Source organism: Cupriavidus alkaliphilus, assembly GCF_900094595.1.
Classification (GTDB): domain Bacteria; phylum Pseudomonadota; class Gammaproteobacteria; order Burkholderiales; family Burkholderiaceae; genus Cupriavidus; species Cupriavidus alkaliphilus.
The window spans coordinates 116,802-140,212 of sequence record NZ_FMAD01000003.1; the positions used below are offsets into that span (position 1 = coordinate 116,802).

Below are 23,411 nucleotides of genomic sequence, written 5' to 3' on the forward strand. Positions count from 1 at the left end.
CCCGCATGGGCCGCGACGCCCCGGGGCCCGGCTCCGGGGCTGATTTACCGTCGTCACCCGCCTGGCCAGGCTGAACATGCCCTCCCTCCGCAAGCGACTCATGGCCCTGGATCCCACCACCGTCAGTACCGTGCTTTCCCTGCTGCCCACCATTCTCGAGCAGGCCAACAAGACCCTCGAGAAGCTGAAGAAGAACAAGCGCAAGGACGGCACGCCCGATGCCGCGGTGGCCGACGCGCGCGATCCCGCGACGCGCATCGCCGAACTCGAAGCCGCAGTCGTACAGCAGGCTGAGGCCGTCAAGCTGCTGGCCGAGCAGCACGCCATCACCATCGACGCGCTGCGCAAGGAAGCGGCCCGGCTGGACCGGCGCCTGCGCCTGATGACGGCGGTGGCGATGGGCGGCGTGGCGCTGGGCCTGGGCGCCCTGGTGATCGCGCTGAACCTGCTGTTGCGCTGAACCCGCGGGATTCCCGACCGGATTCCGCATCGACTTACCCCGAGACCTGCCATGACCGTCCTGCTCTACGGCATTCCCAACTGCGATACCGTCAAGAAGGCCCGCACCTGGCTGGATGCCAACGACGTGGCCTACACCTTCCACGACTTCAAGAAGCAGGGCGTGGACGAGGCCATGCTGCGCGGCTGGCTGCGTCACGTGCCGCTGGCCACGCTGCTCAACCGCAAGGGCACCACCTGGCGCGCGCTGTCCGACGCCGACAAGGCCCGCGCCGACGAAGAAGCCGGCGCGATCGCGCTGATGCAGCAAAGCCCGTCGCTGATCAAGCGCCCGGTGCTGGCCCACGATGGCAAGGTGATGGTCGGCTTCTCCGCCGACCAGTACGCCAGCCAGTTCTGATTTCCCATTCCGCCGTCCGATGAACCCCACCCTCGCCCTTACCGAAGACCTGATCCGCCGCCGCTCCGTCACGCCCGCCGACGAAGGCTGCCAGGCCATCCTGGAAACCCGCCTGAAGGCGCTCGGCTTCGACTGCGAAGCGCTGGTCAGCGGGCCCGACGATTTCCGCGTGACCAACCTGTGGGCGGTCAAGCGCGGCACGCAGGGCAAGGACGGCAAGCTGCTGGTGTTCGCCGGCCATACCGACGTGGTGCCGACCGGCCCGCTGGAGCAGTGGCATTCGGACCCGTTCGCGCCGACCCACCGCGACGGCAAGCTGTACGGCCGCGGCGCCGCCGACATGAAGACCTCGATCGCCGGCTTCGTGGTGGCGGTGGAAGAGTTCGTCAAGGCCCATCCCGCGCACGCCGGCTCGATCGGCTTCCTGATCACCAGCGACGAGGAAGGCCCGGCGCACGACGGCACCGTCAAGGTGGTCGAGGCCCTGTCCGCGCGCGGCGAGCGCCTGGACTACTGCGTGATCGGCGAGCCGACCTCGGTCAACGCGCTCGGCGACATGGTCAAGAACGGCCGCCGCGGCTCGCTCTCGGGCAAGCTCACGGTCAAGGGCATCCAGTGCCATATCGCGTATCCGCACCTGGGCCGCAACCCGATCCATGACGCCGCGCCGGCGCTGGCCGAACTGGCCGCCGAAGTGTGGGACCAGGGCAACGAGTACTTCCCGCCCACCAGCTGGCAGATGTCGAACATCCACGGCGGCACCGGCGCCACCAACGTGATCCCGGGCCACGTCACCATCGACTTCAATTTCCGCTTCTCGACGGCCAGCACGCCCGAGGGCCTGAAGGCGCGCGTGCACGCCATCCTGGACCGCCACAGCCTTGACTACACACTCGACTGGACCCTGGGCGGCGAGCCCTTCCTGACGCCGCGCGGCGAGCTGTCCGAGGCGCTGTCGTCGGCGATCAAGGCCGAGACCGGCTTCGACACCGAGCTGTCGACCACCGGTGGCACCTCCGACGGCCGCTTTATCGCCAGGATCTGCCCGCAGGTGATCGAGTTCGGCCCGCCCAACGCCAGCATCCACAAGATCGACGAGCACGTCGAAGTGCGCTTTATCGAGCCGCTGAAGAACGTGTACCGCGGCGTGCTGGAACGCCTGATCGCCTGAACTTTTCGCAAAGACATACCATCCATGGCAACGCCCTCTCCCCTGCGCACCGTGCGCGACCTGCTGCGCCTGGCCGTGTCGCGCTTTACCGCCGCGCGCCTGTCCTTCGGCCACGGCAGCGCCAACGCCTATGACGAGGCGGCCTACCTGGTGCTGCATACGCTCAACCTGCCGCTCGACACGCTCGATCCCTTCCTCGATGCGCGGCTGCTGCCCGAGGAAGTCGAGGCCGTGCTCAAGGTGATCGACCGCCGCGTCAACGAGCGCGTGCCGGCGGCCTACATCACGCACGAAGCCTTTATGCATGGCCTGCGCTTCTACGTCGATTCGCGCGTGATCGTGCCGCGCAGCTTTATCGGCGAACTGCTGCAGGAAGGGCTGGAGCCATGGGTCGGCGAGAGCGACAGCATCGGCCCGGTGCTGGAGCTGTGCACCGGCTCCGGCTGCCTGCCCATCGTGGCCGCGCACGTCTGGCCGAACGCCCGCATCGACGCGGTCGACATCTCGCCCGACGCGCTCGCGGTGGCGCACCGCAATGTGGCCGACTACAAGATGGAAGACCGCATCCGGCTGTACCAGGGCGACCTGTACGCGCCGCTGCCGCACGGCGCCACCTACGACGTGATCCTGACCAACCCGCCCTACGTCAACGAAAGCTCGATGCAGGCGCTGCCGCCCGAATACCTGGCCGAGCCGCGCATCGCGCTGGCCGGCGGCGACGACGGCATGGACGTGGTGCGGCGGATCATCGCCGGGGCCAAGGCGCGGCTGAACCCCGGAGGCGTGCTGGTGGTGGAAATCGGCAACGAGCACGCCAATGTGGAGGCTGCCTTCCCGGAACTGGAAATCGTGTGGCTGCCGGTCAGCGCGGGCGATGAGCAGGTGTTTTTGCTGACGTACGACGCGTTGCCGGGCTGACCAAGGCAGTGAACCGCTGGATTGCCTCCCTCCCGCAAGCGGGAGAGGGAGCAAACCAGCGGCACAGCATCGACGCCCGCGCAATCTGGGCGAACACCGGCCAACCGTTGATCCGGCAACGCGCGCAGGCTCTACACTCGCTGCAGAGAAAGCGCCACTGACGCCGTGACCCCCAGCAATATCCCTCCTCCCGGATCGCCGCCCGGCGCCGGCGCCCTGCCCGCCCGCAACGCGGCGACGTATGCCGTGCGCGGCATCGCCATCCTGACCTTCGCGTTCGCGCTCAGCCAGTTTTTCCGCTCTTGCCTGGCGGTGATGGCGCCGGAGCTGCAGCACGATTTCGGCTTGTCGCCGGCGGGTTTCGGCGCGCTGTCCTCTTCGTTCTTCCTGGCCTTTGCCGTGGCGCAGATCCCGGTGGGCATCGCCTTCGACCGCTATGGCGTGGGCCGCCCGACCACGCTGCTGCTGGCGGTGGGCGCGCTGTCGTCGATCCTGTTCGTGCTGGCGCCCAACGGCGCCGCGGCCACGCTGGCGCAGGTGGGCCTGGGGCTGGCGTGCGCGCCGGTGTTCATGGGGCTGCTGCATTTCGCCTCGGAGCAACTGTCCGAGCGCGACTACACCCGCGTGGTCAGCCGCTCCAACGCCACCGGCATGATCGGCTCGCTGTGCGCGACCGCGCCGCTGGGCTGGGCCATCTCGCTGGTGGGCTGGCGGCCGTCAATGGCGGTGTCGGCGCTGGGCATGGTGGCGGCCTGCTATGGCGTGTGGCGCTGCGTGCGCGACCAGGGCCATGCCGAGGCCCGCAGCGCGTCGTGGCCGGCGATGCTGTCGCAAAGCCTGCAGTTGCTGAAACTGGCGCCGCTGTGGACGCTGATCCCGGTGTGCGTGGCGATGGCCGCCGGCACCGCCTTCCGCAATGCGTGGAGCGGTCCCTACCTGGCCGACGTGTTCAGCCTGGGCTCGGCGCCGCGCGGCGTGGCGCTGACGCTGCTGAGCCTGGCCGGCTTCCTGACCGCCTTCCTGCTGCCAGTGCTGGTGCGGCGCAGCACGCTCAAGGCCACCATCGCCGGCTGGTCGTGCTTTGCCATGGCCGGGGGTGTGCTGCTGTCGCTGTGGCCGGACCGCGGCATCGGCTATGGCGTGGCCATGATGGCGCTGCTGTCGACCATCGGCATGCTGCATCCGCTGGTGATGGCGCAGGGCCGCGGGCTGATCCCGCCGTCGCAGCGCGGGCGCGGGCTGGGGCTGCTCAATACCTTCGTGTTCCTGGGCTCGGCGCTGGCCTCCTGGGCCTTCGGGCTGATCGCCAATGCCGGCCATGTGCGCGGCTGGCCGCCGCCATCCACCTATGCGGCCATCTTCCTGTCGGCGGCGGTGCTGATCGCCGCGGCGCTGGTGCCCTACTGGTTCAGCCCGGCGCATCCGACCAGCCATTAGTCGGAACCGGCTGCTGGCCGCGGATTCCCCGGTACCGCTTCGCCTGCAAAAAGCCAGACTTATCGATTTAAGAATTCCGCTGGCAGCCTGACGCCATTACCGTTGGGACATCCACTTCCCCGCCGAAACCGGCGCAGGGACCCCGGCTGCGTGCGCGGCCGGCACAACGAGGAGACACCCGATGGCATCCACCCCCCGTCCCGCCCGGGGCCGCCGCGCATGGCTGGCCGCCATGCTGGCCACCGCAGCCGCGGCCGCCCTGCCCGCCAGCGCCGCCGCCGAGACCTGGCCGGCGCGTCCGATCCAGCTGCTGATCCCCTACCCGCCCGGCGGCAGCGCCGACCTGCTGGCGCGTCCCGTCGCCGCGAAGCTGCAGGAACGGCTGGGCCAGCCGGTGGTGCTGGAATACCGCCCGGGCGCCGGCGGCACCATCGCCAGCCAGGCACTGGCGCGCGCCAAACCCGACGGCTACACGCTGATCATGGTGCTGGCCGCCCATGCCATCAACACCAGCCTGTATCCCCGCCTGCCCTACGACACGCGCAAGGATTTCGCGCCGGTATCGCTGGTGGCCAACCTGCCGATGATCCTGGCGGGCAGCCCATCGCTGCAGGCCACCAATGTGAAAGAGCTGATCGCCGAGGCCAAGGCCGCGCCCGGCAAGCTGACCTTTGCCTCGGCGGGCAACGGCAATACCGGCCACCTGGCGGGCGAACTGTTCGACTCCGTGGCGGGCATCAAGATGACCCATGTGCCGTACAAGGGCAGCGCGCAGGTCGTCACGGCGATGCTGTCCGGCGAAGTCCAGCTCACCTTCGACAGCATCTCGACCACGCTGCCGCATGTGAAGAGCGGCAAGCTGCGCGCGCTCGCCGTCACCGGCAGCCAGCGCGCCGCCGTCGCCCCCGAAGTCCCGACGCTGGCCGAGGCCGGCGTGCCCGGCATCAGCATTACCGGCTGGTACGCGATGCTGGCGCCGGCCGGCACGCCGCAGCCCGTGATCGACCGGCTCAGCACCGAGATTGCCACCGTGCTGCGCCAGCCGGAGCTGAAGGCCACGCTGGCGGCCAACGGCTATGAGCCGGTAGGCTCGACGCCCGCCGCGCTGCGCACCCATATCGACGCCGAGATCGACCGCTGGAGCAAGGTGGTGAAGGACTCCGGCGCGCAGATCCAGTAACGCTTGCCGCATCCACCAACACTGCCCGACATGACCCAGCCGACTCCGCTCCAACGTCCTTTCACCACCATGTCCGTGCTCGTGCGCGAGCATGCCGCGCAGCGCCCGGCGCAACCCGCCCTGATGCATGGCGAGCGCGTGCTCGACTACGCCGGGCTCGACGCCGCCATGGACCGCATTGCCGCGGCGCTGGCGCGCGACGGCGTGCGGCCCGGCGAAGCCATCGCCATCTGCGCCGCGTCGTCGATCGAATACGCCGCGGTGTACCTGGGCGCGGTGCGCGCCGGCGTGGTGGTCGCGCCGCTGGCGCCGTCGTCCACGCCCGACAGCCTGGCCGGCATGATTGCCGACGCGGGCGCGCGCATCGTGTTCACCGACGCCAGCGTCGCCGACGTGCTGGCGCCGGTGCGTGCCAGGCTGGCCGGCACCCCCGTGATCGCGCTGGACGGCAGCGACGCGGGCGCGCCGTACGCGGACTGGCTGGCGCCCGCCGGCACGCCGGTGACGGAACCCGAGATCCGCCCGGAGCTGCCGCTCAACATCATCTATTCCTCCGGCACCACCGGCGCGCCCAAGGGCATCGTGCAGTCGCACGGCATGCGCTGGGCCCACGTGTCGCGCGGTGCCGCCACCGGCTATGGCACGCACGCGGTCACGCTGCTGTCGACGCCGCTGTATTCCAACACCACGCTGGCCAGCTTCTTCCCCACCATCGGGCTGGGCGGCACGGCCATCCTGATGGCGAAGTTCGATGCGGGCCAGTACCTGGCGCTGGCGCAGCGGCATCGCGTCACGCACACCATGCTGGTGCCGGTGCAATACCAGCGCCTGCTGGCGCATCCGGCGTTCGACCAGCACGATCTGTCCGCCTTCCGGCACAAGTTCTGCACCAGCGCGCCGTGCAGCCCGGCGCTGAAGGCCGAGATCCTGCGGCGCTGGCCCGGCGCGCTGACCGAGCTCTACGGCATGACCGAAGGTGGCGGCGGCTGCCTGCTGTTCGCCGACCAGTTCCCGCACAAGCTGCACACCGTCGGGCGCCCCGCCACCGGCGCCGACGTGCGCATCATCGACGAGGCCGGCCGCGAGCTGCCGCCCGGCAGCACCGGCGAAGTGGTGGGCCGCTCGGCGGCGATGATGAACGGCTACCACAACCAACCCGAAAAGACCGCCGAGACCGAATGGCATGACGCGCAGGGCCAGCGCTTTATCCGCACCGGCGACATCGGCCGCTTCGACGAGGACGGCTTCCTGGTGCTGCTGGACCGCAAGAAGGACATGATCATCTCGGGCGGCTTCAACATCTACCCGAGCGACCTCGAGGCGGTGGTGCGCGAGCATCCGGCAGTGTCCGAAGTCTCGGTGGTCGGCGTGCCGTCGGAGCGCTGGGGCGAGACCCCGGTGGCCTTTGTCGCCCTGCGCGCAGACGGCGGCGCCAGCGCGCAGCAGGTGCTGGCGTGGGCCAATGAGCGGCTGGGCAAGACCCAGCGGCTGGCCGCGATCCACGAGGTGGAGCGCCTGCCGCGCAGCGCCATCGGCAAGGTGCTCAAGCGCGAACTGCGCGACCGTATCGGCACTGCCTGACGCGCCCTGGCAAGCACCCACGCAAAAAGTCGCGCCGGGTGCTTGCGCAATCGTAAAGGGCTCTCTATAATTCGCGCCTTCGCTAGGCTCGTAGCTCAGCTGGTTAGAGCACCACCTTGACATGGTGGGGGTCGTTGGTTCGAGTCCAATCGAGCCTACCAACGCACAAGGGAACACGGACGGTACGCAATCGCGCACCGTCCGTTTTTCTTTTGCGGGTCCGCTTCAGGCGCCGATGCCGAACTCCGCCAGCACCGCCTCGGTATGCTGGCCAAGCCCCGGCGCATTCCCTGCCGGCCCGTCTCGTCCAGCCATGCCGGGCAGGTTGGCCCATGGCACCTCGCCTATCCCTGCCAGCGGCAGCCGGCCGAACACGCCCGCCTGCGCGCACTGCGCACTCTGCAGCAGATCGCGCGCATGGCCGACGCGCGCGAACAGCACATCGTGCTCGGTCAGCAGCGCCTCCCAGTGCGCCAGCGGCTGCGCGGCCAGCGCCTGCGCCACGCGCCGGCCCAGTTCCGCCGCGCGCGGCAGCCTGCCGGCACTGGTATGCAGCGAGGCATCGGCAAGCCAGTCGTCGCACCCCAGCAGCGCGGCCAGCCGCAGGAACATCGCGTCGTTGAGCATGCTCAGGTACAGCGCGCCATCGGCCGCCTCGAACAGCCCGGTCGGCGCGTTGGCCGCCGCCAGCTCGGCGTCGGGGAACATGGCATCGTCGACCATCAGGTAGGACTGCAGCGCGGCGCTGGTCTCGAGCAGCGACAGCCGCACATGGCGGCCGCGGCCGCTGCGCGCGGCCTTGTACAACGCCGCCGACGCCTGCTGCGACGCGTACAGCCCGGTGGCCAGGTCGACCATGAAGAAGGCGATGCGGCGCGGCTGGCCAGCGGCGTCGCGATTCAGGTGCATCAGCCCGCTGTAGGCCTGCATGGTGGTATCCACCGCGGGCCGGTTCGCCATCGGCCCCGCATGGCCGTAGCCCGAGATCGAGATATAGACCAGCGCCGGGTTGTGCGCGGCCAGGGCCTCGTAGCCGACGCCCATGCGCTCGGCCACGCCGGGACGAAAGTTCTGGATCACCACATCGGCGCGCTGCGCCAGCCGGCCGATGGCGGCCCGGCCGTCGGCGCTGCGCGCGTCCAGCACCACGCTTTCCTTGCCCGCGTTGCACGCGACCGCGATCGCGGTCTGGCCGGCGCGGATGCGCCCCATCTGCCGCGACCAGTCGCCGCCCGGCGGCTCCACCTTGATCACGCGCGCGCCCTGCTGGCGCAGTATCAGCCCACAGTACGGGCCGGCGATGCCCTGGCTCAGGTCGAGCACGGTCAGGCCATCGAACATGGCATCGTCCGCGCTCGCCGCGGTTGCATCGTGCATAAGTTCGCTCCGTTCAGATATCCAGCATGACCTTGCCGATGGCGCGGCGCGACATGGTGGTGTCGACCGCGTCCAGCCAGTCGCGCAGCGCAAAGTGCTGCAGCACCGGTGGCGGCAGCCGGCCGCTGGCCGCTGCCTGCATGATCTCGCCGACCATGGCCTGCACGCGCGGCGCAAAGCGCCGGCGCTCGTCGGTCAGGCCCCAGCCGATGTAGTAGCCATAGTTGAAGCCGACCAGCGTCAGGTTCTTCACCAGCAGCAGGTTGGCCGGCACCGCCGGGATGCGGCCGCTGGCATAGCCGATCGACAGCAGCCGCGCGCCGGGCGCCGCGCAGCGCAGCGAGGCATCGAACAGGTCGCCGCCGACCGGGTCGAACACCACGTCGGCGCCGCCGGCCGGGCACAGCGCCTTGACCGCCGCCGCCAGCGTGGCCGGGTCCGGCTCCAGCGCGTGCGCGGCGCCGTTGCGCAGCGCCGCCTCGCGCTTGGCCAGAGTGCTGGCGGTGGCGATCACGCGCGCGCCCATCAGCCTGCCCACCTGTACCGCTGCGGTGCCGAGCGCGCCGCTGGCGCCGTGGACCAGCATGGTGTCGCCCGGCTGCAGCGCCGCGCGCCACGCCAGCGCGGCCCACACCGTGCCGCAGGTGATGGGCAGCGCGGCGGCGTGCGCCAGCGGCAGCCCGTCGGGGACGGGATAAACGGTGTCGGCGGTGGCCACCGCTTCCTCGGCGATGCCGCCCCAGTCCAGCGCCGCGGCCACGCGCTGGCCCGGGCGCAGCTGCGTGACGTCGGGCGCCACTTCGATGATCTCGCCCGCGACCTCGGTGCCCGGCGTGAACGGCAGCGGCGGCTTGCGCTGGTACTTGCCGGACACGAACAGGCTCAGCGCGAAGCCCACCCCGGCGTGCCGCACGCGGATGCGCACCTGGCCGGCCGCCAGCGGCCGGCGCGCGATGCGTTGCAGCGCCAGCTCGCTCCAGTGGCACCAGCGCGAACAGACCAATCCCTGGTAATCGTCGGCTTGCATCGGCGTCTGCGTCATTCGAGCGTGATGCCGACATCGCGGATGATGCGGCTCCATTTGTCGCGGTCGTTCTTCATCACCGTGGCGAACGCCTCCGGCGTGCTGCCCACCGGCACCAGGTTCAGGTCCTGCATCTTCCTGGCGACTTCCGGCAGGCGCACGATGCGCGCGACCTCGCGCGACAGGGCGTCGACCCGCGCCCTGGGCACGCCGGCCGGGAACAGCAGGCCCATCCACGCATCCGGCTCGAAGCCCTGGTAGCCGGCCTCGCGGAAGGTCGGCACCTTGGGCAGCAAGGCCGAGCGCTCGGCGCCGGCAAGCGCCACCGGCACCAGCTTGCCGCCCTGCAGCAGCGGCATCGCCGTGCCCACGGCGATAAAGCCCAGCTTCACATGCCCCGCCGCGAGGTCGGTCGCCAGCGGCGCACCGCCCTTGTAGGCCACGTGCTCCATCTGCAGGCCGGCCTCGCGCCTGAGCAGCTCGCCCAGGATATGCCCGGTGGTGCCGGCGCCGTAAGAGCCATATGGGTACTTGCCTGGATTGGCCTTGAGCAGCGCCACCACCTCCGGCAGCGTCCGCGCGGGAAAGTCCGGCGACACCGCCAGGATGGTGGACGAGATCGCCACCTCGCTGACCGGCGTGAAATCCGCGATCGGGTCATAGCCGATGCCGCGGTACAGCGACGGGTTCTGCACGTGCGCGGTGAAGGTCAGCAGCGCGGTGTAGCCATCCTTGGCCGCCCTGGCGACATACTTGGTGCCGGTCGTGGTGCCCGCGCCGGGCTTGTTGTCGACGATCACGGGCTGGCCCCAGCTCTTGGTCAGCTCCTGGCCGATCAGCCGCGCCACGGCGTCGTTGACGTTGCCCGCCACCGACGGCACCACGATGGTCAGCGGCCGCGACGGATAGGGTTCGGCAGGGGCGGGATCGGCGGCCGCGGCCGCGGCCGGCATCACGGCGGGAACGGTGGCCAGCAATATGGCGGCCATGGCTGTGCGCAGCCACGCTGAACGGTATGGCATCGATGGGTCTCCTGTCTGGCTCCCTTCTGTAGTGCCCGCCGCAGTGTCCACTGCAGTGCGATGCGCGAGGGATGCCACGCAGTCTAGGCCAGCGTCCGGGCCGGCGCGATTCCCGCGCGGCGCGAGCCAAGTCCTGCCAGGCATGGCGCTACAATGGCCCGCACCCCCAGCGCCATCCCGCCCATGCGATTCGAGGATCTAGAAGCCTTCCTGGTCGTGATCGACCAGGGCAACCTGCACCGCGCCGCCGAGACCCTGGGCATGACCCAGTCCGGGCTGTCCAAGACCCTGGCGCGGCTGGAAGGCGAAGCCGGCATGCCCTTGTTCGAGCGCACCCCGCGCGGGCTGGTGCCGACCGGCGCGGGCCGCACCCTGGCCGCCCATGCGCGCCGGATCTCGCTGGCCGCCGGCGACATGCGCAGCGAACTGGCCGAGCAGCGCGCGGCGCGCGCAGGCACGGTGCGCCTGGGCGCGATCCCCTACCTGCTGCCGTCGCTGCTGTCGCCGCTGCTGGCGCGCTTCTTCCTGAGCCGGCCGCTGGCCACGTTCTCGATCGAGACCCACCTGAGCGCGCGCCTGATGGCGATGCTGCAGAACGGCGAGGCCGACCTGATCCTCGCTGCGCGCCCCGCCAGCGTGCCGGCGGAGGTTGCCTGGCTGCCGCTCGGGCCGCTCAGCATGCAGATCGTGTGCCGCAGCGCCCATCCGCGCCGCGACGGCTTTCGCACCCTGGCCGACCTTGCCGGCGAACGCTGGGTGGTGCCGGCCAGTTCGCTGTACCTGCGCCAATGGCTGGAACAACGGTTTACCGCGGTCGGGCTGCCGCCGCCGCGCGTGGCGGTGGAAAGCACGGCGTCGCCGGTCGCCTTCGGCGAGTTGCTGCGGCACTCGGACCTGCTCGGGATCATGCCGCCGCGCATGCTGCGCCAGGCCGAGGGCCAAGGACTGGCCGCGATCGACGCCCCGGGCACGTCGTGGCAGCACGAACTGGCGGTGCTGTGGCGCGCCGACGGCTACCTGTCGCCGATCTGCCAGGACTTCCGCGATGCCGTGGTGACGTGGTGCGAAGAGATGGCGTTGTAAGCCGCCGAGCGGATCAGGGCACCCACCAGTAACGCGTGACGTGGAAGAACACCGGCGCGGCGAACACCACCGAGTCGAGCCGGTCGAGCATGCCGCCGTGGCCCTGGATCATGTGGCCCCAGTCCTTGATGCCGCGGTCGCGCTTGATCGCCGACATCACCAGGCCGCCGAGGAAGCCCATCAGCGCGATCACCAGCGCGATCGCGCCGGCCTGCCACGGCGAGAACGGCGTGATCCACCACAGCGCCGCGCCCAGCGCGGTGGCGCTGGCGACGCCGCCGAGAAAGCCCTCGACGGTCTTGGACGGCGACAGCAGCGGCGCGATCTTGCGCTTGCCGCACAGCTTGCCCCACACGTACTGCAGCACGTCGCTGCCCTGCACCACGATCACCAGGAAGGCGATCAGCAGCAGGTTGCGCCCGTCGAAGCCCGGGATCGGCAGCGTCAGCAGCGCCGGCACGTGCGAAATGCAGAACACGCACACCATCACCGCCCACTGCACCCCGGCGCAGCGCTCCAGGAAGCGCGTGGTCTCGGACGACAGCGCCGCCAGGATCGGCAGCACCAGGAAGGCATAGACCGGAATCAGGATCGAGAACATGCCGTACCAGCCGATATAGACCAGCACGTACTGCAGCGGCAGGAACACGAAGAACGCGGCGACGATGGCGCGATGGTCACCGCGCCGCGTGGTGGTGATGGTGACGAACTCGCGCAGCGCAAAGAACGACAGCAGGTAGAACAGCACGATCACCGCGGTGCGCCCCAGCGCAAACGCCACGCCCATGATGCCGATCATCCACCACCAGGCCCAGACGCGCTGCGCCAGGTTGTCGATCACCGCGTGCTGGCCGCCGCCCGCGACGCGCCAGCGCAGCAGCGCGGTCACGGTGGAAGCGAGCAGCAGCACGCCGAACAGGCCGCCGAACAGCAGCCAGGTCTCGCGGCTCCAATGCAGGGTGGGCATGGCGTTCATTCCAGTTCCGGGGCAAGCGCGAGCAGGCCCGCGCGGCAGCGCGCAAGGAACGCATCCTTGCTGTCGTCGGCGGCCAGCCGCAACGGCTGGCCGAAGGTCACGGTGCACAGCAGCGGCACCGGCACCACTTCGCCCTTGGGCATCACGCGGTTCAGGTTGTCGATCCACACCGGCACGAACTCGAGCGCCGGGCAGGCCCGCGCCAGGTGGTAGATGCCGCTCTTGAACGGCAGCAGGCGCGCGTCGGTGGTATTGCGTGTGCCTTCGGGAAACAGGATCAGCGAATCGCCCGCCGCCAGCGCGGCGTGCATCAGCGCCACCGGGTCGCTGCCGGGCTCGCTGCGGGTACGGTCGATCAGCAGCGCGCGGAACACGTCGCGGCCGATAAAGCGGCGCAGCGGCGACTTCTGCCAGTAATCGGCGCCCGCCACCGGCCGCGTCACCGTGCGCAGGGCGGGCGGCAGGCAACCCCAGATCAGCACGAAATCGCCGTGGCTGCTGTGGTTGGCAAAGTAGACGCGCTGCACCGCGGCCGGGATGCAGCCCTGCCAGTTGGCGCGCATGCCCGTCAGCAGCCGGGCGAAGACGATGATGGCGCGCGCGGTGGCGCGGGCAAGCCACATGGTTGGTTACCTCAGGATCAGCGATAGCAAGGCCAGCAGCAGCTGGCACACGGTCAGCACGGCGCTGGCGCGCACCAGGCGCAGCGCGCCGCGGGCACGTTCGGTCAAGGGGCGCGCGGCACGCCCGGCGGGCATCCAGCCCAGTTCGAGCAGCGCGGCATCGAGTCTGGCCAGGCCGGGCTGGTCCGACGCGCCGGCGGCGAGCGCACCGAACAGGCGATGGTCGATCGCGACGCGCAGCAGCAGCCAGAGCTGGGGCAGCGCTAGCAGCAACGCCAGCGCCGCCGGCCAGCGCGAGATCGCGTTGCCCGCGCCCAGCCACGCCGCCAGCATGCCGAACGCCACTCCGGCCGCGCCGATCCACGCGGCCCCCGCGAGCGCGCCCGTCACCGCGTGCGCAATCCAGGCGTCGGTACCTTGTACGAACTCAGCGGCCCGGTCAGCGGCCATCGCCAGGCTCCTCGGCAGCGGCACGATCCAGGCAACGCTGCAGCGCTTCGACATGCTCGGAGCCGAGCACCACCGCCGGCCGATGCTGGCGCAGTGCCGCCAGCGCGGCGCCGGCATCGCGCAGCCCCTGCCGCCGCGCCAGCCACGCCGCCGCCGCCAGCGCGCTGCGCGAATAGCCCAGCGCACAGCTGACCAGCACGCCGCGTCCCTGCCGCTGCCAGGCGTCGAGCTGCGCCACCGCCTGCGCCAGCTGCTGCGGCGTCGGCACGGTCAGGTCCAGCACGGGTATGCAGCGATAGGCGAGTCCGGGCGCCGCGGCCGCGCGCGGCAGCTCGGCGCTGAGGTCAAGCACGGCATCCGCACCGAGCGCGCGCAGCTCGGAGCGCGTCGGAAAGCGGCCCACCCAGACACCCGGCGCGATCGCGCTGGCCTGCGGCGCGCGCCGCGTCCACCAGCGTGAGTTGAGGAAGGCGCCCAGCAGGTAAGGCGCGAGCACCCAGCGCGCGGCCGGCGCCATCTTGCCGTCGGCATCCTTCTGGAACCACGCCGGCGCCGCCAGCGCGTAGATGCGCGCCACGCAGGCCAGCGCCAGCGCGGCCCACAACAGCAGGAACGCCAGCGTCACCGATGCCCCCACCGCCAGCACCGCGCACAGCAGCGCCACCAGCGCGCCCACGCCGTAGCGGCGCGACAGCTGCCGCGAGCGCGCATCGGGCGCTCCGGCCGCGGCTGAGGGCAGCTGCATCGGCAACAGGTAAACGCACAGCCAGCCCACCAGCGCGCCGGTGGGCACGTCGATCAGGTGATGCTGCCAGGTGGTCAGCACCGAGATCCCGATCAGCGCAAACCAGCCGTGCAGCAGCCAGCGCCAGCCGCCGCGCAGGTGCGCCGCGAAGGCGACCCACAGGATTACCAGCAGGCTGATATGCAGCGACGGCGCCTGGTTGAACGGCAGGTCGAAGCCGCCCAGCAGCGTGAACAGCTGGCCCGGCAGGCCGTCGGCAGCGGGCCGCGCAAAGCTGAAGCGCAGCGGGAAAGCGATAAAGCACGCCACCGACACCAGTTGCGCCAGCACCAGCCGCTTCACGTGCGTCAGCAGCGTCGCGCGGCTGCGCCACAGGAAGAACGAGATGCCATACAGCAGGTCGATCGACCAGTACGGCACGATGGTCCAGGGCAGGAACGGAATGCCCCGCTCCCATTCGAAGTGAAACGACGGCACGTCGGCGCGCTGGCTCGCCAGCCAGTTGGCGAAGCCATAGCTGGAAAAGAAGAACGCGCCGGCCAGCGCCAGCAGCAGGCACGCCAGGCCCCACGGCCGCCGCGCATGCACCGCGGCGCCGGCCTGCGTCGGCACCGTGCTCATGCGCCGCGCCTGCGCGCCAGGCTGACGGTGAAGATGCCCCACGGGTCGATGCGCTGGGTTACCTTGTCGAAGCCGGCGGCCCGCACCAGTTCATCCATCTCGGCCTGCGAGCGGCGCCGCATCACCCAGGCGGCGCCGGCGCGATGGCTGGTCAGCGCGCGCGCGATGAATTCCAGCTGCGGATGCCAGGGCTGGCCGGTGTAGACCAGGTAGCCGCCCGGCGGCAGCGCGCGCGCCAGGCCGTCGAGCGAGCGCCGCACCATGGCGTTGTCCGGGAACAGCTCGTACAGGCCGGACACCACCGCCAGCGTCGGCGCCGGCGCCAGCGCGGCCAGGCTGTCGCCGTCGAAGGCATCGCCCTGTTCGAAGCGGGCCACGCCCTGCAGGCCCTTGGCGGCAATCAGCGCGCGGCCCTGCTCCACGTTCAGCGCGCTGTAGTCGCGCAGCAGGATCGACTCGACCGCGCCCGCGCCGCCCTCCAGCGCGCCCAGCGCTTCCAGCACGTAGCGGCCATGGCCGGCGGCGATATCGACCATGCGCACCGGCATGCCGGCCGCGCGCAGGCGCCGCACCGCCTCGGCGATCAGCGCCTCGGCGTGGACCTTGCGCTGGCGGATGCCGCGCCAGCCGATCGCGTCCAGGTATTGCCGGTCGGCCAGCCGGCCCGGCGCGCCGCGGCCGGACGGCGTGTTGCGGTAAACGTAGTCGAGCGTCGAGCCCGAGTCGAAGCCGGTCTGATGGCCCAGCCGCACCCCGTCCGACAGCATCCCGCCCAGCTTCAGGTTGGCCCGCGCCGCGCGCCAGTACCAGGCGGCCAGCGCGCCCGGCGCCGATGCCAGCCGGTCCGCCTCCTCCCGGAACGGGCCGATCTGGTCGGCATCGAGCAGCGAGCGCGGCGCCGACGGCGTGTCGAATTCGCGCAGGATAAAGCGGCGCGCGGCATCCACCGCCAGCTTGCGGTCGCGCTCGCCGAGGGTGTCGTGGTAGAAGCCGTCCAGCACGATGCGCTCCTTGGTGCGCGAGCCCAGGCGCTCATAGAAGCGGTCCTGCGGCCCGCGGTGCACGACCCAGTCGGCGCCGGAGATCAGCAACTGCGTCGGCACCGTGATCGCGGCCGCATCGGCGACGATGCGCTCGGCGGTCTGGTACAGGTCGAGCAGGATATTGACCGCGATCGGGCGCGTGATCAGCGGATCGCTGTCATAGCTGGCGATGCGCTCGGGATCGTGCGTCAGGAACCTTGCCTTGACGTAGCTGTTGACGAAGAACTTGCCGCGCAGGCGCTGCATCAGCTTCAGGCCCGGCCGCGCGAACGGCACGTACAGCTTGACCTTGAACGCCGGCGACGCCAGCACCAGCGCGCGGATCGGCGGCGCGTAGTCGTGCACCCAGGTCGCGGCCAGCACCGCGCCCACGCTCTGCGCGACCACCGCGGTGCGTTCCAGCGGGATGCCATGGACTTCGGCGATATGCGCGGTAAAGGTCTGGATGTCGCGCACCGAATCGGCCAGGCTGGGGCTGTAGCCGCGTTCGCCGGGCGAATTGCCATGGCCGCGCGCATCCCAGGCAAAGATGTCATGGCCGGGCAGGTTGAGCTCGTCGGCGAGGTGGGCGACCCGGCCGGAATGCTCGTGGCCGCGGTGGAACAGCACCACGGCGCCGCGCGCCGGGCCCTCCACTGCCGGCCAGTGGCGGTAGAACAGCGCCTGGCCGTCGTGGGTCTCGAATTGCCGCTGCAGCGGCTGGCGGGAAGACGGTCGGTCCATCGCGCTACTCCGCCAGGCGGGAGTGTGCCTCGGCAATGCCGCGGCGCACCCGGTTGGCCATCGTGAACAACGACAACAGCGACAGCAGCAGCCACAGCCAGCTGGCGGCCGTGCCGAAGCCCAGCCCCAGTCCGGCCCACAGCGCGATCGCGCCGACCGCGAAGGCCCGGTCGCTCTTGCCGAGCGGGCCATCATAGCGCCGACTGGCGCCGGCCAGCGGCCCGATCAGTCCGGCCGCCTCGACCAGCAGCGCCAGCAGCGCGAAGGTGCCCACCTGCCCCAGGCTGAAGCCGGGCAGCGCGGCCAGCGGCAGGATCAGCGCCAGGTCCGAGACCATGTCGCCGAGCTCGTTCAGGTAGGCGCCCAGCACGCTCTGCTGGCCATGCTCGCGCGCCAGCATGCCGTCGATGGCATTGAGCGCCATGCGCCCGAACAACCACAGCGGGAACAGCAGGAACAGCGCCGGGGTCTCGGCCACCAGCATGCCCAGCGTGGCCAGCACGCCCACCGCCAGCGATCCCGCGGCAGCGGCCAGCGTGACCTGATTGGCGGTCACGCCTCGATGCGCCAGGTCTTGCACCATGGGGCGCAGCCAGGCCTGGAACCTGGGTTTCAGTTCATAGAGCGTCATCGCGCCGGCCTCCCTGCCGAGCAGATGCCGGAGGCGCACCGCGCGGCGGCCGCTTCCGTCTTGTTCTTGGTGTTGGTCTGGCTCCTGGCCCGGCCGCGGCACACCCTGGCCAGGGCATCGCGGCAGTGCCTGGCTCGGCACTCTACCGCCAAGCCCGGACAATACCAGATGACGCCTGCGGCCTGAACCCCACTCGCTAGGCGGACGCGATCGTGCTGCGCACGGCGTCGGTCACCTGCGCCACCACGCCGTCGCGCCAGTCGTCGGCATCGCCGTAGAAGGCGCGCCACATCGCCTGGCGCACCAGCGCGCGCTGGTTTTCGTCGGCCTCGGGATGCCGGTGCAGCCAGTGGTCGCCGCGCAGGGCGTCGAGCACCTCGCCCACCGGCAGCGTGCCGAACTCTAGCGCGATGCCGGCGTAGTCCACCGCCGGCAGGGTCTGCGGCACGGCATGCCAGGCCAGACCGGTCAGGTTGGCCGAGGTCGACGAGCCATCGTAGATCGAGGTCACGCGCTCGCCCCAGATCGCGCGCGTGCGCCGGATCGATTCCGGCGTGTCCGGGCCCATGTGGATGGGCTCGCCGTAGCCCCACGGGCCCAGGCCGGTATGGATGTCGATCCAGCGCAGCGCCGCGCGGCCGGCGCCGAAGCGCGCGAGGACGCGGCACAGCGTGTAGTTGCTCCAGGTAGCCTTGTCGCCGCCGTAGAACATGCCGCCCGGATCCTGGTACTGGCCGCTGCTGACCGCGGCCTGGTACCACGCCATGCCGCGCTCGGCCACTGCCTTCATCAGCTGTGCCTGGTCGGCCTCCGACGGCGGCCATTGCGCCGGCAGCAGCAGCGGCGCGATTTCGGCATAGGCGGCGTTATGCGGCAGCGGCTGCGAAAAATCCATGAAGTTGCGGTTCAGGTCGACGTTGTCCTCGTTGACCCGGCGCAGGTGCGAGAAGCCATAGGGATTGACCGCGTGCACCAGCAGCAGGCAGGCATCGGCGGCGGCGCAATCGGCAAGCAGCGCGGCGTCGTGCAGCAGCGCCGCCTGCGCCCCGGAGCCGGCAAAGCCCTCGGCACCGTGCGTGCCCGAAGTCACCATGATGCAGCGCCCGGCCTCGGGCGCGCCGGCCAGCGCCACGTCGATCGCCAGGTCTTCGCCGGCGCTGCCGCGCCTGGTGGGATGCGGAAATTGCGCCAGGGCGGCGCCCGCGGCGCGGGCGGCGTCCAGGAAGGTCTGGCGCGCTTCGGCGTAGCTGCGAGAAAAATGGCTCATGGCGTCACCCGCGGATGCGATGCAGGCATTAGACGCCAATTCGGCGGGACTCGCCAGTCGCGGCTAGAACAGCGAACCGGACTGGGATCTGCCCGCCGCGGGGGGCGGCTCGGCCTCGGGCCCCCAGATGCCGGCCGACGTGAACGCCTGCGGATGCATGGCGATCCCGGCCGCCGCCAGCTGCCCGGCGGTCAGCACCAGGTGCCGCGCCAGCCAGTCATGCAGGCTGCGCAGGAAGCGGATGTTGTCGACGCTGGTCGACGCCGCGATCAGCCGTTCGAGCTTCACGTGGGCGGTATAGACGTCGAGCAGGTTGGTCGCGCGCAGGCGCGGCGGCGTCGACCGGCTGCGCTCGATCGCCAGGATGCGGCGCACCTGCGCCAGGGCGAGGTCGCCGCTGCGCTGGTATTGCGCGTAGACGTCCTCCAGCGCCGGGAAGCGCACGGTGGGCTGCACGCGCGGCACCGCGGCCACCTTCTCCATGCGCAGCACCAGGTAGCGGATCGCCGCGGCGCGTTCGGCCGCACGGGCCTGCGCGGGGTCGCGCCGGCGCGGGCCGGCGGGCAGCTCCGGCAAGGCCGTGCGCGGCACCACGTCGCGCTCGGTGTAGTCGGGCACCTGCCGCAGCAGGGCCGGCTGCGCCAGCGCGGCGCGCGCGCAGTCCTCGCCGAACGGGTATTCGTGCCCGGCGGCGTCGCGCAGGATATAAGCCTGGCCTTCGGGAAAGCCGTGATGGCGGCGGCTGGCGCCGCGCGCGTGGCAGCGTGTGGCCGGATCGACGAAATCCTTGCGTACGGGGATCCAGCCGCCGTCGTGTGCCTGGGTCATGCGTTGCGGTGATGCGTGGAGATGGCTCGACCCGCCATTGTCGCCGATCTGCGCAACGTGGCCGGACCGCCACGCTGCGCCGGCCTACTTCAGCATGAACGACATCGCCGACAGGCAGTTCAGCATGCGCACCGCGGCCTGCACCGAATCGGCCTGGAACGACAGCGTCACGCCGTCGCGCCGCTCCAGCGTGGGCCACTGGCAGAACAGGTCGGCATGCGCCGGCGTCTGGGTCTGCAGGGTGCAGGCCACCGGCGCCGCGATGCGCAGGCATTGCGCCTGCGCGCGCTCGCGCACCGCGGCCGCTGCCGCCGCGGCGATGGCTGCGCGCGCGGCCGCCGGCGACAGCGAGGCGCCGCTGCCGAAGCCGCCCGCGGTCTTGGTCTCGACATAGCGCACCCACGGCATCAGCGCGTGGGTTTCCTGCACGAACACGTCGTCGCCGCTGGCCATCAGCACCGGCGCACCGAATTCGCCGGCGAGCGCGGCGTACAGCCCGGCTTCGCCGAGCTCCTTGCCATTGAGCCAGACCCGCGCAAAGGCGCCGCTGTTGATGGTGTGCGCGAGCACGCCGCGGCTCTGCGCGCGGCCGTGGTAGCCGATCAGCAGCACGCCGTCGACGCCGGCCTCGACGCCCGCCATCATGCCCAGGTAGCGCGGCTTGCCCAGCACCACCCGCGCGCGCGGATCGAGCTGGTCGGGCAGCAGGTTGCGGAAACCGCCGTGCGAATCGTTGACCAGCACTTCGGCCGCGCCGCCGGCAAAGGCGCCTTCGATGGCCGCGTTGGCCTCGCCCGTCATCCAGGCGCGGGCGCGTTCGTATTCGCCGTTGCCGGCGCGGGTCTGCTCGGCGTGGAAGACGCCGGCCACGCCTTCGATATCGGTGGAAACAAGGATCTTCATCAGCAGCTCTGGCGCAGTTCGGGCATCACGTCGGGCAGCGCGGCGCGGCCGTGGCCGTCGCGGCCCTGCACCGGCACGGCATGCCACAGGGCATGCAGGATGGCCTGCTCGACGCTGTCGGCCGCGGCCCGGAACAGCGGGTCAAGCAGGGTTTCATGCAGCAGCGCAACGGCCGGCATCGGCCGCGCCGCGTCGTCTGGCACGGTGTACGCCGTCGAGAACGCCAGCGCGATATCGCCGGAGCCATGCCCGAACACCGAACCGGTGCGCGCCAGCCCGGCGCCGGCGCGCAGCGACAGCCGGCGCAGCTGGCGCGCGTCCAGCGGCGCATCGGTGGCAACGACCATGATGATCGATCCCTTCTCCGATTCCGGCGCGCCAGCGGGCAGCGCCAGCCGGCGTGCCAGTTCGGGGCCGACCGGCCGGCCGCTCACGGTCAGCGATTCCGGCGTGCCGAAATTGGCCAGCACCAGCGCGCCGACGCGATGGCCGCCGGCCACGCGCGAAGCCGAGCCGATGCCGCCCTTGACGCCGAACGCCGACATGCCGCGGCCGGCGCCCACGGCACCCTGTGCGAATCCGGCTCCCGCGTCGGCCAGCGCTGCATCGTAGTGCGAGCCGGCCACCGCCATGCGCTGGATATCGTTCAGGTAGCCGTCATTGCATTCGAACACCAGCGGATTGACGGTCGGCAGCGCGCGGCCGATTTCCGGGTTGGCCGCCACCGCCGCGCGGATCTGCGCCTGCGCCACGGCACCGACGGCAAAGGTATTGGTCAGCGCCACCGGCGTTTCCAGCACGCCCAGCTCGTCCACCTGCACCAGCCCGACGCTCTTGCCGAAGCCGTTGAGTACGGTGGCCGCGGCGGGCACCTTGTCGCGGTACGGATCGCCGCCATGCGGGCGGATCACGGTCACGCCGGTCTGCACCCCGGCCTCGGCCAGCGTGCAGTGGCCGACGGTGACGCCGGCGACGTCGGCAATGCTGTCCAGCGGCCCCGCGGGCAGGCTGCCGACGCGCGGCACGCCAGGGTTGGAGACACGCATCTTCAGCGTCGGTCGATCTTGGGGTCGAGCGCGTCGCGCAGCCCGTCGCCCAGCAGGTTGAAGGCCAGCACGGTCAGGAAGATCGCCAGGCTGGGGAAGATCGCCACATGCGGCGCGGTGACCATGTCGGCGCGCGCCTCGTTGAGCATCGCGCCCCATTCCGGCGTGGGCGGCTGCGCACCCAGCCCGAGGAACGAGAGGCTGGCCGCGGTGATGATCGAGGTGCCGATCCGCATCGAGAAATACACCACGATCGACGACACCGTGCCCGGCAGGATATGGCGCATCAGGATGGTCCAGTCCGACGCGCCGATGCTGCGCGCGGCCTCGACGTAGGTCAGCCGCTTGAGCATCAGCGTATTGCCGCGCACCAGCCGCGCGAACGCGGGGATGCTGAAGATGGCGACGGCGAAGATCACGTTGGTCATGCCGTTGCCGAGAATGGCGACGATGCCGATCGCCAGCAGGATGCCGGGGAAGGCAAACAGCACGTCGGAGATGCGCATCACGATGCGGTCCCACCAGCCTTCGTAGTAGCCGGCCAGCAGGCCCAGCACGGTGCCGATCACCGCGCCGATGATCACCGACAGGAAGCCCGCCGCCAGCGAGATGCGCGTGCCGGCCAGGATGCGGCTGAAGATATCGCGCCCGAGCGAATCGACGCCCATCCAGTGCGCGGCCGACGGGCCGGCGTTGAGCGCGTCGTAGTCGAAGAAGTTTTCGGGGTCGTACGGCACGATATGCGGGGCCAGGATCGCGACCAGCACCAGCAGCAGCACGAACGCGCCGGCGCCGAGCGCCAGGTGCTGCTTGCGGAATTTGCGCCAGAACTCGGTCCAGGGCGTGCGCACGGCTTCCGGCGCGGAGGCGGTGGCGGATGCCGCTTGCGCCGCGGCGGGCGTGGAAAGCTCAGTCATGCCGGCCTCACTTGTAGCGGATGGTGGGATTGATCACGGTGTAGAGCATGTCCACCACCAGGTTGATCAGGATGAATTCGAGCGAGAACAGCAGCACCTCGGCCTGGATTACCGGGTAGTCGCGCATCTCGACGGCATCGACCAGCAGCCGTCCCAGGCCCGGCCAGTTGAACACCTTCTCGACCACGATCGAGCCGCCCAGCAGGAAGCCGAACTGCAGGCCCATCATGGTCACCACCGGGATCATGGCGTTGCGCAGGCCATGCTTGGCCACCACCAGCGTCTCGCGCACGCCCTTGGCGCGGGCGGTGCGGATAAAGTCTTCCTGCAGCACCTCGACGAACGAAGCCCGGGTAAAGCGCGCCATCACCGCCGCCACCGCGGCGCCCAGCGTGACCGAGGGCAACACGTAGTGCTGCCAGCTGTCGGCGCCGATCGAGGGCAGCCAGCCCAGCTGCACCGAGAACACCTCCATCAGCAGCATGCCCAGCGCGAAGGCCGGGAAGGAAATCCCGGAAACCGCCAGCGTCATGCCGAAGCGGTCCGGCCAGCGGTTGCGCCACACCGCCGAGCCGATGCCGATGGCCATGCCGAACACTACCGCCCACGCCATCGACGCCACCGTCAGCAGCAGCGTCGGCATGAAGCGGTCGCCGATCTCCTCGCTCACCGGGCGCTTGGTGCGCAGCGAATTGCCGAACTCGCCGCGCAACGCATTGGAGAAGAAATTGACGAACTGCTCGTGCAAGGGCCGGTCCAGGCCCAGGTCCTTGCGCACCAGTTCGACCGTGGCCGAGTCAGCCTCCGGACCCGCCGCCAGGCGCGCCGGATCGCCCGGCAGCAGGTGGACGAACAGGAACACCAGCACCGCCACGATCAGCAGCGTGGGGATCACGCCCAGCACACGTTTGAGGAAGTAATTCAGCATCACACACCATGAAGAAAGGCCGCGGGCCGCCCGCCTGCGAACCCCGCGTCGCGAGGCA

The 23,411-nt window shown here is 70.7% G+C and carries 23 protein-coding genes and 1 tRNA gene; 9 read left to right on the plus strand and 15 right to left on the minus strand.

Translation table 11 applies throughout. The annotated features are described in order from the left end of the window. Positions 1-76 precede the first annotated feature (76 nt). The 8 genes from GA0116996_RS07135 (at position 77) to GA0116996_RS07170 (ending at position 7,307) form a co-directional block, all read left to right on the plus strand. Positions 77-460: a hypothetical protein gene (locus tag GA0116996_RS07135; RefSeq protein ID WP_092308676.1), complete on the plus strand. Its 384-nt coding sequence runs from the start codon at positions 77-79 to the stop codon at positions 458-460. A gap of 51 nt (positions 461-511) precedes the next feature. Continuing rightward, complete coding sequence (locus GA0116996_RS07140; protein WP_092308678.1) at positions 512-859, plus strand: ArsC family reductase; 348 nt, start codon at positions 512-514, stop codon at positions 857-859. A gap of 19 nt (positions 860-878) precedes the next feature. Next, positions 879-2,030, plus strand: coding sequence for a succinyl-diaminopimelate desuccinylase (gene dapE / locus GA0116996_RS07145; protein ID WP_092308680.1), 1,152 nt, complete (start codon positions 879-881; stop codon positions 2,028-2,030). A 24-nt stretch (positions 2,031-2,054) separates the two neighbouring features. After that, positions 2,055-2,948 carry a 50S ribosomal protein L3 N(5)-glutamine methyltransferase gene (prmB, locus tag GA0116996_RS07150; RefSeq protein ID WP_092308683.1) on the plus strand — a complete coding sequence of 298 codons (894 nt, stop codon included), beginning with the start codon at positions 2,055-2,057 and terminating at the stop codon, positions 2,946-2,948. Positions 2,949-3,113: 165 nt separating this feature from the next. After that, entirely contained in the window at positions 3,114-4,385 is a 1,272-nt protein-coding gene (locus tag GA0116996_RS07155; protein ID WP_092308686.1) for an MFS transporter, read from the plus strand. Between the two features lie 181 nt (positions 4,386-4,566). Then, complete coding sequence (locus tag GA0116996_RS07160) at positions 4,567-5,565, plus strand: tripartite tricarboxylate transporter substrate binding protein (protein ID WP_092308696.1); 999 nt, start codon at positions 4,567-4,569, stop codon at positions 5,563-5,565. A gap of 30 nt (positions 5,566-5,595) precedes the next feature. Beyond that, positions 5,596-7,146, plus strand: a complete 1,551-nt coding sequence (locus GA0116996_RS07165) for a class I adenylate-forming enzyme family protein (RefSeq protein WP_092308698.1) — start codon at positions 5,596-5,598, stop codon at positions 7,144-7,146. 84 nt (positions 7,147-7,230) lie between these two features. Next, positions 7,231-7,307 (plus strand) — tRNA-Val (locus GA0116996_RS07170). A 64-nt stretch (positions 7,308-7,371) separates the two neighbouring features. Here the strand turns inward: GA0116996_RS07170 and GA0116996_RS07175 are convergent. From GA0116996_RS07175 to GA0116996_RS07185, 3 genes are read right to left on the minus strand one after another with little or no spacing between them, the layout of a single operon-like run. Beyond that, complete coding sequence (locus GA0116996_RS07175) at positions 7,372-8,523, minus strand: CaiB/BaiF CoA transferase family protein (RefSeq protein ID WP_092308700.1); 1,152 nt, start codon at positions 8,521-8,523, stop codon at positions 7,372-7,374. A gap of 13 nt (positions 8,524-8,536) precedes the next feature. Beyond that, positions 8,537-9,550: an NADPH:quinone oxidoreductase family protein gene (locus tag GA0116996_RS07180; RefSeq protein WP_092309766.1), complete on the minus strand. Its 1,014-nt coding sequence runs from the start codon at positions 9,548-9,550 to the stop codon at positions 8,537-8,539. 11 nt (positions 9,551-9,561) lie between these two features. Continuing rightward, positions 9,562-10,569: a tripartite tricarboxylate transporter substrate binding protein gene (locus GA0116996_RS07185; protein WP_092308703.1), complete on the minus strand. Its 1,008-nt coding sequence runs from the start codon at positions 10,567-10,569 to the stop codon at positions 9,562-9,564. A gap of 183 nt (positions 10,570-10,752) precedes the next feature. On the opposite strand from GA0116996_RS07185, the gene GA0116996_RS07190 reads away from it, so the two are divergent. Then, positions 10,753-11,652 (plus strand): LysR family transcriptional regulator, encoded by a 900-nt coding sequence (locus GA0116996_RS07190; RefSeq protein ID WP_092309769.1) that lies wholly within the window; start codon positions 10,753-10,755, stop codon positions 11,650-11,652. 13 nt (positions 11,653-11,665) lie between these two features. Here GA0116996_RS07190 and GA0116996_RS07195 read toward each other — a convergent pair whose 3' ends face one another. The 12 genes from GA0116996_RS07195 to gsiC all read right to left on the minus strand — a co-directional run bounded on the left by GA0116996_RS07195 (position 11,666) and on the right by gsiC (position 23,353). Continuing rightward, positions 11,666-12,628 (minus strand): phosphatidate cytidylyltransferase, encoded by a 963-nt coding sequence (locus GA0116996_RS07195; protein WP_092308706.1) that lies wholly within the window; start codon positions 12,626-12,628, stop codon positions 11,666-11,668. Then, on the minus strand, positions 12,625-13,251 hold the full coding sequence (locus GA0116996_RS07200; RefSeq protein WP_092308709.1) for a lysophospholipid acyltransferase family protein: 627 nt from the start codon (positions 13,249-13,251) through the stop codon (positions 12,625-12,627). Before GA0116996_RS07200 ends, GA0116996_RS07195 begins: the two co-directional genes overlap by 4 nt. Positions 13,252-13,257: 6 nt before the next feature. Further along, a complete protein-coding gene (locus GA0116996_RS07205) occupies positions 13,258-13,701 on the minus strand; it encodes a hypothetical protein (RefSeq protein WP_092308712.1) in 444 nt (147 codons plus the stop codon). Further along, a complete protein-coding gene (locus GA0116996_RS07210) occupies positions 13,691-15,067 on the minus strand; it encodes a phosphatase PAP2/dual specificity phosphatase family protein (RefSeq protein ID WP_092308716.1) in 1,377 nt (458 codons plus the stop codon). Before GA0116996_RS07210 ends, GA0116996_RS07205 begins: the two co-directional genes overlap by 11 nt. Continuing rightward, positions 15,064-16,833, minus strand: a complete 1,770-nt coding sequence (locus tag GA0116996_RS07215; protein ID WP_092308719.1) for a bifunctional alpha/beta hydrolase/class I SAM-dependent methyltransferase — start codon at positions 16,831-16,833, stop codon at positions 15,064-15,066. Before GA0116996_RS07215 ends, GA0116996_RS07210 begins: the two co-directional genes overlap by 4 nt. A 4-nt stretch (positions 16,834-16,837) precedes the next feature. Then, the gene (locus tag GA0116996_RS07220) at positions 16,838-17,464 is read right to left on the minus strand and encodes a CDP-alcohol phosphatidyltransferase family protein (protein WP_092308722.1); all 627 of its coding nucleotides are present in this window, start codon (positions 17,462-17,464) and stop codon (positions 16,838-16,840) included. A gap of 196 nt (positions 17,465-17,660) precedes the next feature. Beyond that, on the minus strand, positions 17,661-18,731 hold the full coding sequence (locus GA0116996_RS07225; RefSeq protein WP_092308725.1) for a M14 family metallopeptidase: 1,071 nt from the start codon (positions 18,729-18,731) through the stop codon (positions 17,661-17,663). 63 nt (positions 18,732-18,794) lie between these two features. Then, positions 18,795-19,559, minus strand: coding sequence for a hypothetical protein (locus GA0116996_RS07230; protein ID WP_092308728.1), 765 nt, complete (start codon positions 19,557-19,559; stop codon positions 18,795-18,797). Positions 19,560-19,643: 84 nt separating this feature from the next. Next, a complete protein-coding gene (locus GA0116996_RS07235; protein WP_092308731.1) occupies positions 19,644-20,462 on the minus strand; it encodes a M55 family metallopeptidase in 819 nt (272 codons plus the stop codon). Further along, positions 20,462-21,508: a DmpA family aminopeptidase gene (locus GA0116996_RS07240; RefSeq protein WP_092308734.1), complete on the minus strand. Its 1,047-nt coding sequence runs from the start codon at positions 21,506-21,508 to the stop codon at positions 20,462-20,464. The genes GA0116996_RS07235 and GA0116996_RS07240 overlap by 1 nt, the downstream gene beginning before the upstream one ends. Before the next feature lie 2 nt (positions 21,509-21,510). Then, a complete protein-coding gene (gsiD, locus tag GA0116996_RS07245; RefSeq protein ID WP_092308737.1) occupies positions 21,511-22,425 on the minus strand; it encodes a glutathione ABC transporter permease GsiD in 915 nt (304 codons plus the stop codon). A 7-nt stretch (positions 22,426-22,432) separates the two neighbouring features. Then, on the minus strand, positions 22,433-23,353 hold the full coding sequence (gene gsiC, locus GA0116996_RS07250) for a glutathione ABC transporter permease GsiC (RefSeq protein ID WP_092308740.1): 921 nt from the start codon (positions 23,351-23,353) through the stop codon (positions 22,433-22,435). Positions 23,354-23,411: the final 58 nt, after the last annotated feature.

Bases quoted from the DNA above. Each gene is read 5' to 3' on its own strand.
- GA0116996_RS07135 (WP_092308676.1), top strand. From the start codon at position 77: ATGCCCTCCCTCCGCAAGCGACTCATGGCCCTGGATCCCACCACCGTC.
- GA0116996_RS07140 (WP_092308678.1), top strand. From the start codon at position 512: ATGACCGTCCTGCTCTACGGCATTCCCAACTGCGATACCGTCAAGAAG.
- dapE (WP_092308680.1), top strand. From the start codon at position 879: ATGAACCCCACCCTCGCCCTTACCGAAGACCTGATCCGCCGCCGCTCC.
- prmB (WP_092308683.1), top strand. From the start codon at position 2,055: ATGGCAACGCCCTCTCCCCTGCGCACCGTGCGCGACCTGCTGCGCCTG.
- GA0116996_RS07160 (WP_092308696.1), top strand. From the start codon at position 4,567: ATGGCATCCACCCCCCGTCCCGCCCGGGGCCGCCGCGCATGGCTGGCC.
- GA0116996_RS07165 (WP_092308698.1), top strand. From the start codon at position 5,596: ATGACCCAGCCGACTCCGCTCCAACGTCCTTTCACCACCATGTCCGTG.
- GA0116996_RS07175 (WP_092308700.1), bottom strand. From the start codon at position 8,523: ATGCACGATGCAACCGCGGCGAGCGCGGACGATGCCATGTTCGATGGC.
- GA0116996_RS07180 (WP_092309766.1), bottom strand. From the start codon at position 9,550: ATGCAAGCCGACGATTACCAGGGATTGGTCTGTTCGCGCTGGTGCCAC.
- GA0116996_RS07185 (WP_092308703.1), bottom strand. From the start codon at position 10,569: ATGCCATACCGTTCAGCGTGGCTGCGCACAGCCATGGCCGCCATATTG.
- GA0116996_RS07190 (WP_092309769.1), top strand. From the start codon at position 10,753: ATGCGATTCGAGGATCTAGAAGCCTTCCTGGTCGTGATCGACCAGGGC.
- GA0116996_RS07195 (WP_092308706.1), bottom strand. From the start codon at position 12,628: ATGAACGCCATGCCCACCCTGCATTGGAGCCGCGAGACCTGGCTGCTG.
- GA0116996_RS07200 (WP_092308709.1), bottom strand. From the start codon at position 13,251: ATGTGGCTTGCCCGCGCCACCGCGCGCGCCATCATCGTCTTCGCCCGG.
- GA0116996_RS07205 (WP_092308712.1), bottom strand. From the start codon at position 13,701: ATGGCCGCTGACCGGGCCGCTGAGTTCGTACAAGGTACCGACGCCTGG.
- GA0116996_RS07210 (WP_092308716.1), bottom strand. From the start codon at position 15,067: ATGAGCACGGTGCCGACGCAGGCCGGCGCCGCGGTGCATGCGCGGCGG.
- GA0116996_RS07215 (WP_092308719.1), bottom strand. From the start codon at position 16,833: ATGGACCGACCGTCTTCCCGCCAGCCGCTGCAGCGGCAATTCGAGACC.
- GA0116996_RS07220 (WP_092308722.1), bottom strand. From the start codon at position 17,464: ATGACGCTCTATGAACTGAAACCCAGGTTCCAGGCCTGGCTGCGCCCC.
- GA0116996_RS07225 (WP_092308725.1), bottom strand. From the start codon at position 18,731: ATGAGCCATTTTTCTCGCAGCTACGCCGAAGCGCGCCAGACCTTCCTG.
- GA0116996_RS07230 (WP_092308728.1), bottom strand. From the start codon at position 19,559: ATGACCCAGGCACACGACGGCGGCTGGATCCCCGTACGCAAGGATTTC.
- GA0116996_RS07235 (WP_092308731.1), bottom strand. From the start codon at position 20,462: ATGAAGATCCTTGTTTCCACCGATATCGAAGGCGTGGCCGGCGTCTTC.
- GA0116996_RS07240 (WP_092308734.1), bottom strand. From the start codon at position 21,508: ATGCGTGTCTCCAACCCTGGCGTGCCGCGCGTCGGCAGCCTGCCCGCG.
- gsiD (WP_092308737.1), bottom strand. From the start codon at position 22,425: ATGACTGAGCTTTCCACGCCCGCCGCGGCGCAAGCGGCATCCGCCACC.
- gsiC (WP_092308740.1), bottom strand. From the start codon at position 23,353: ATGCTGAATTACTTCCTCAAACGTGTGCTGGGCGTGATCCCCACGCTG.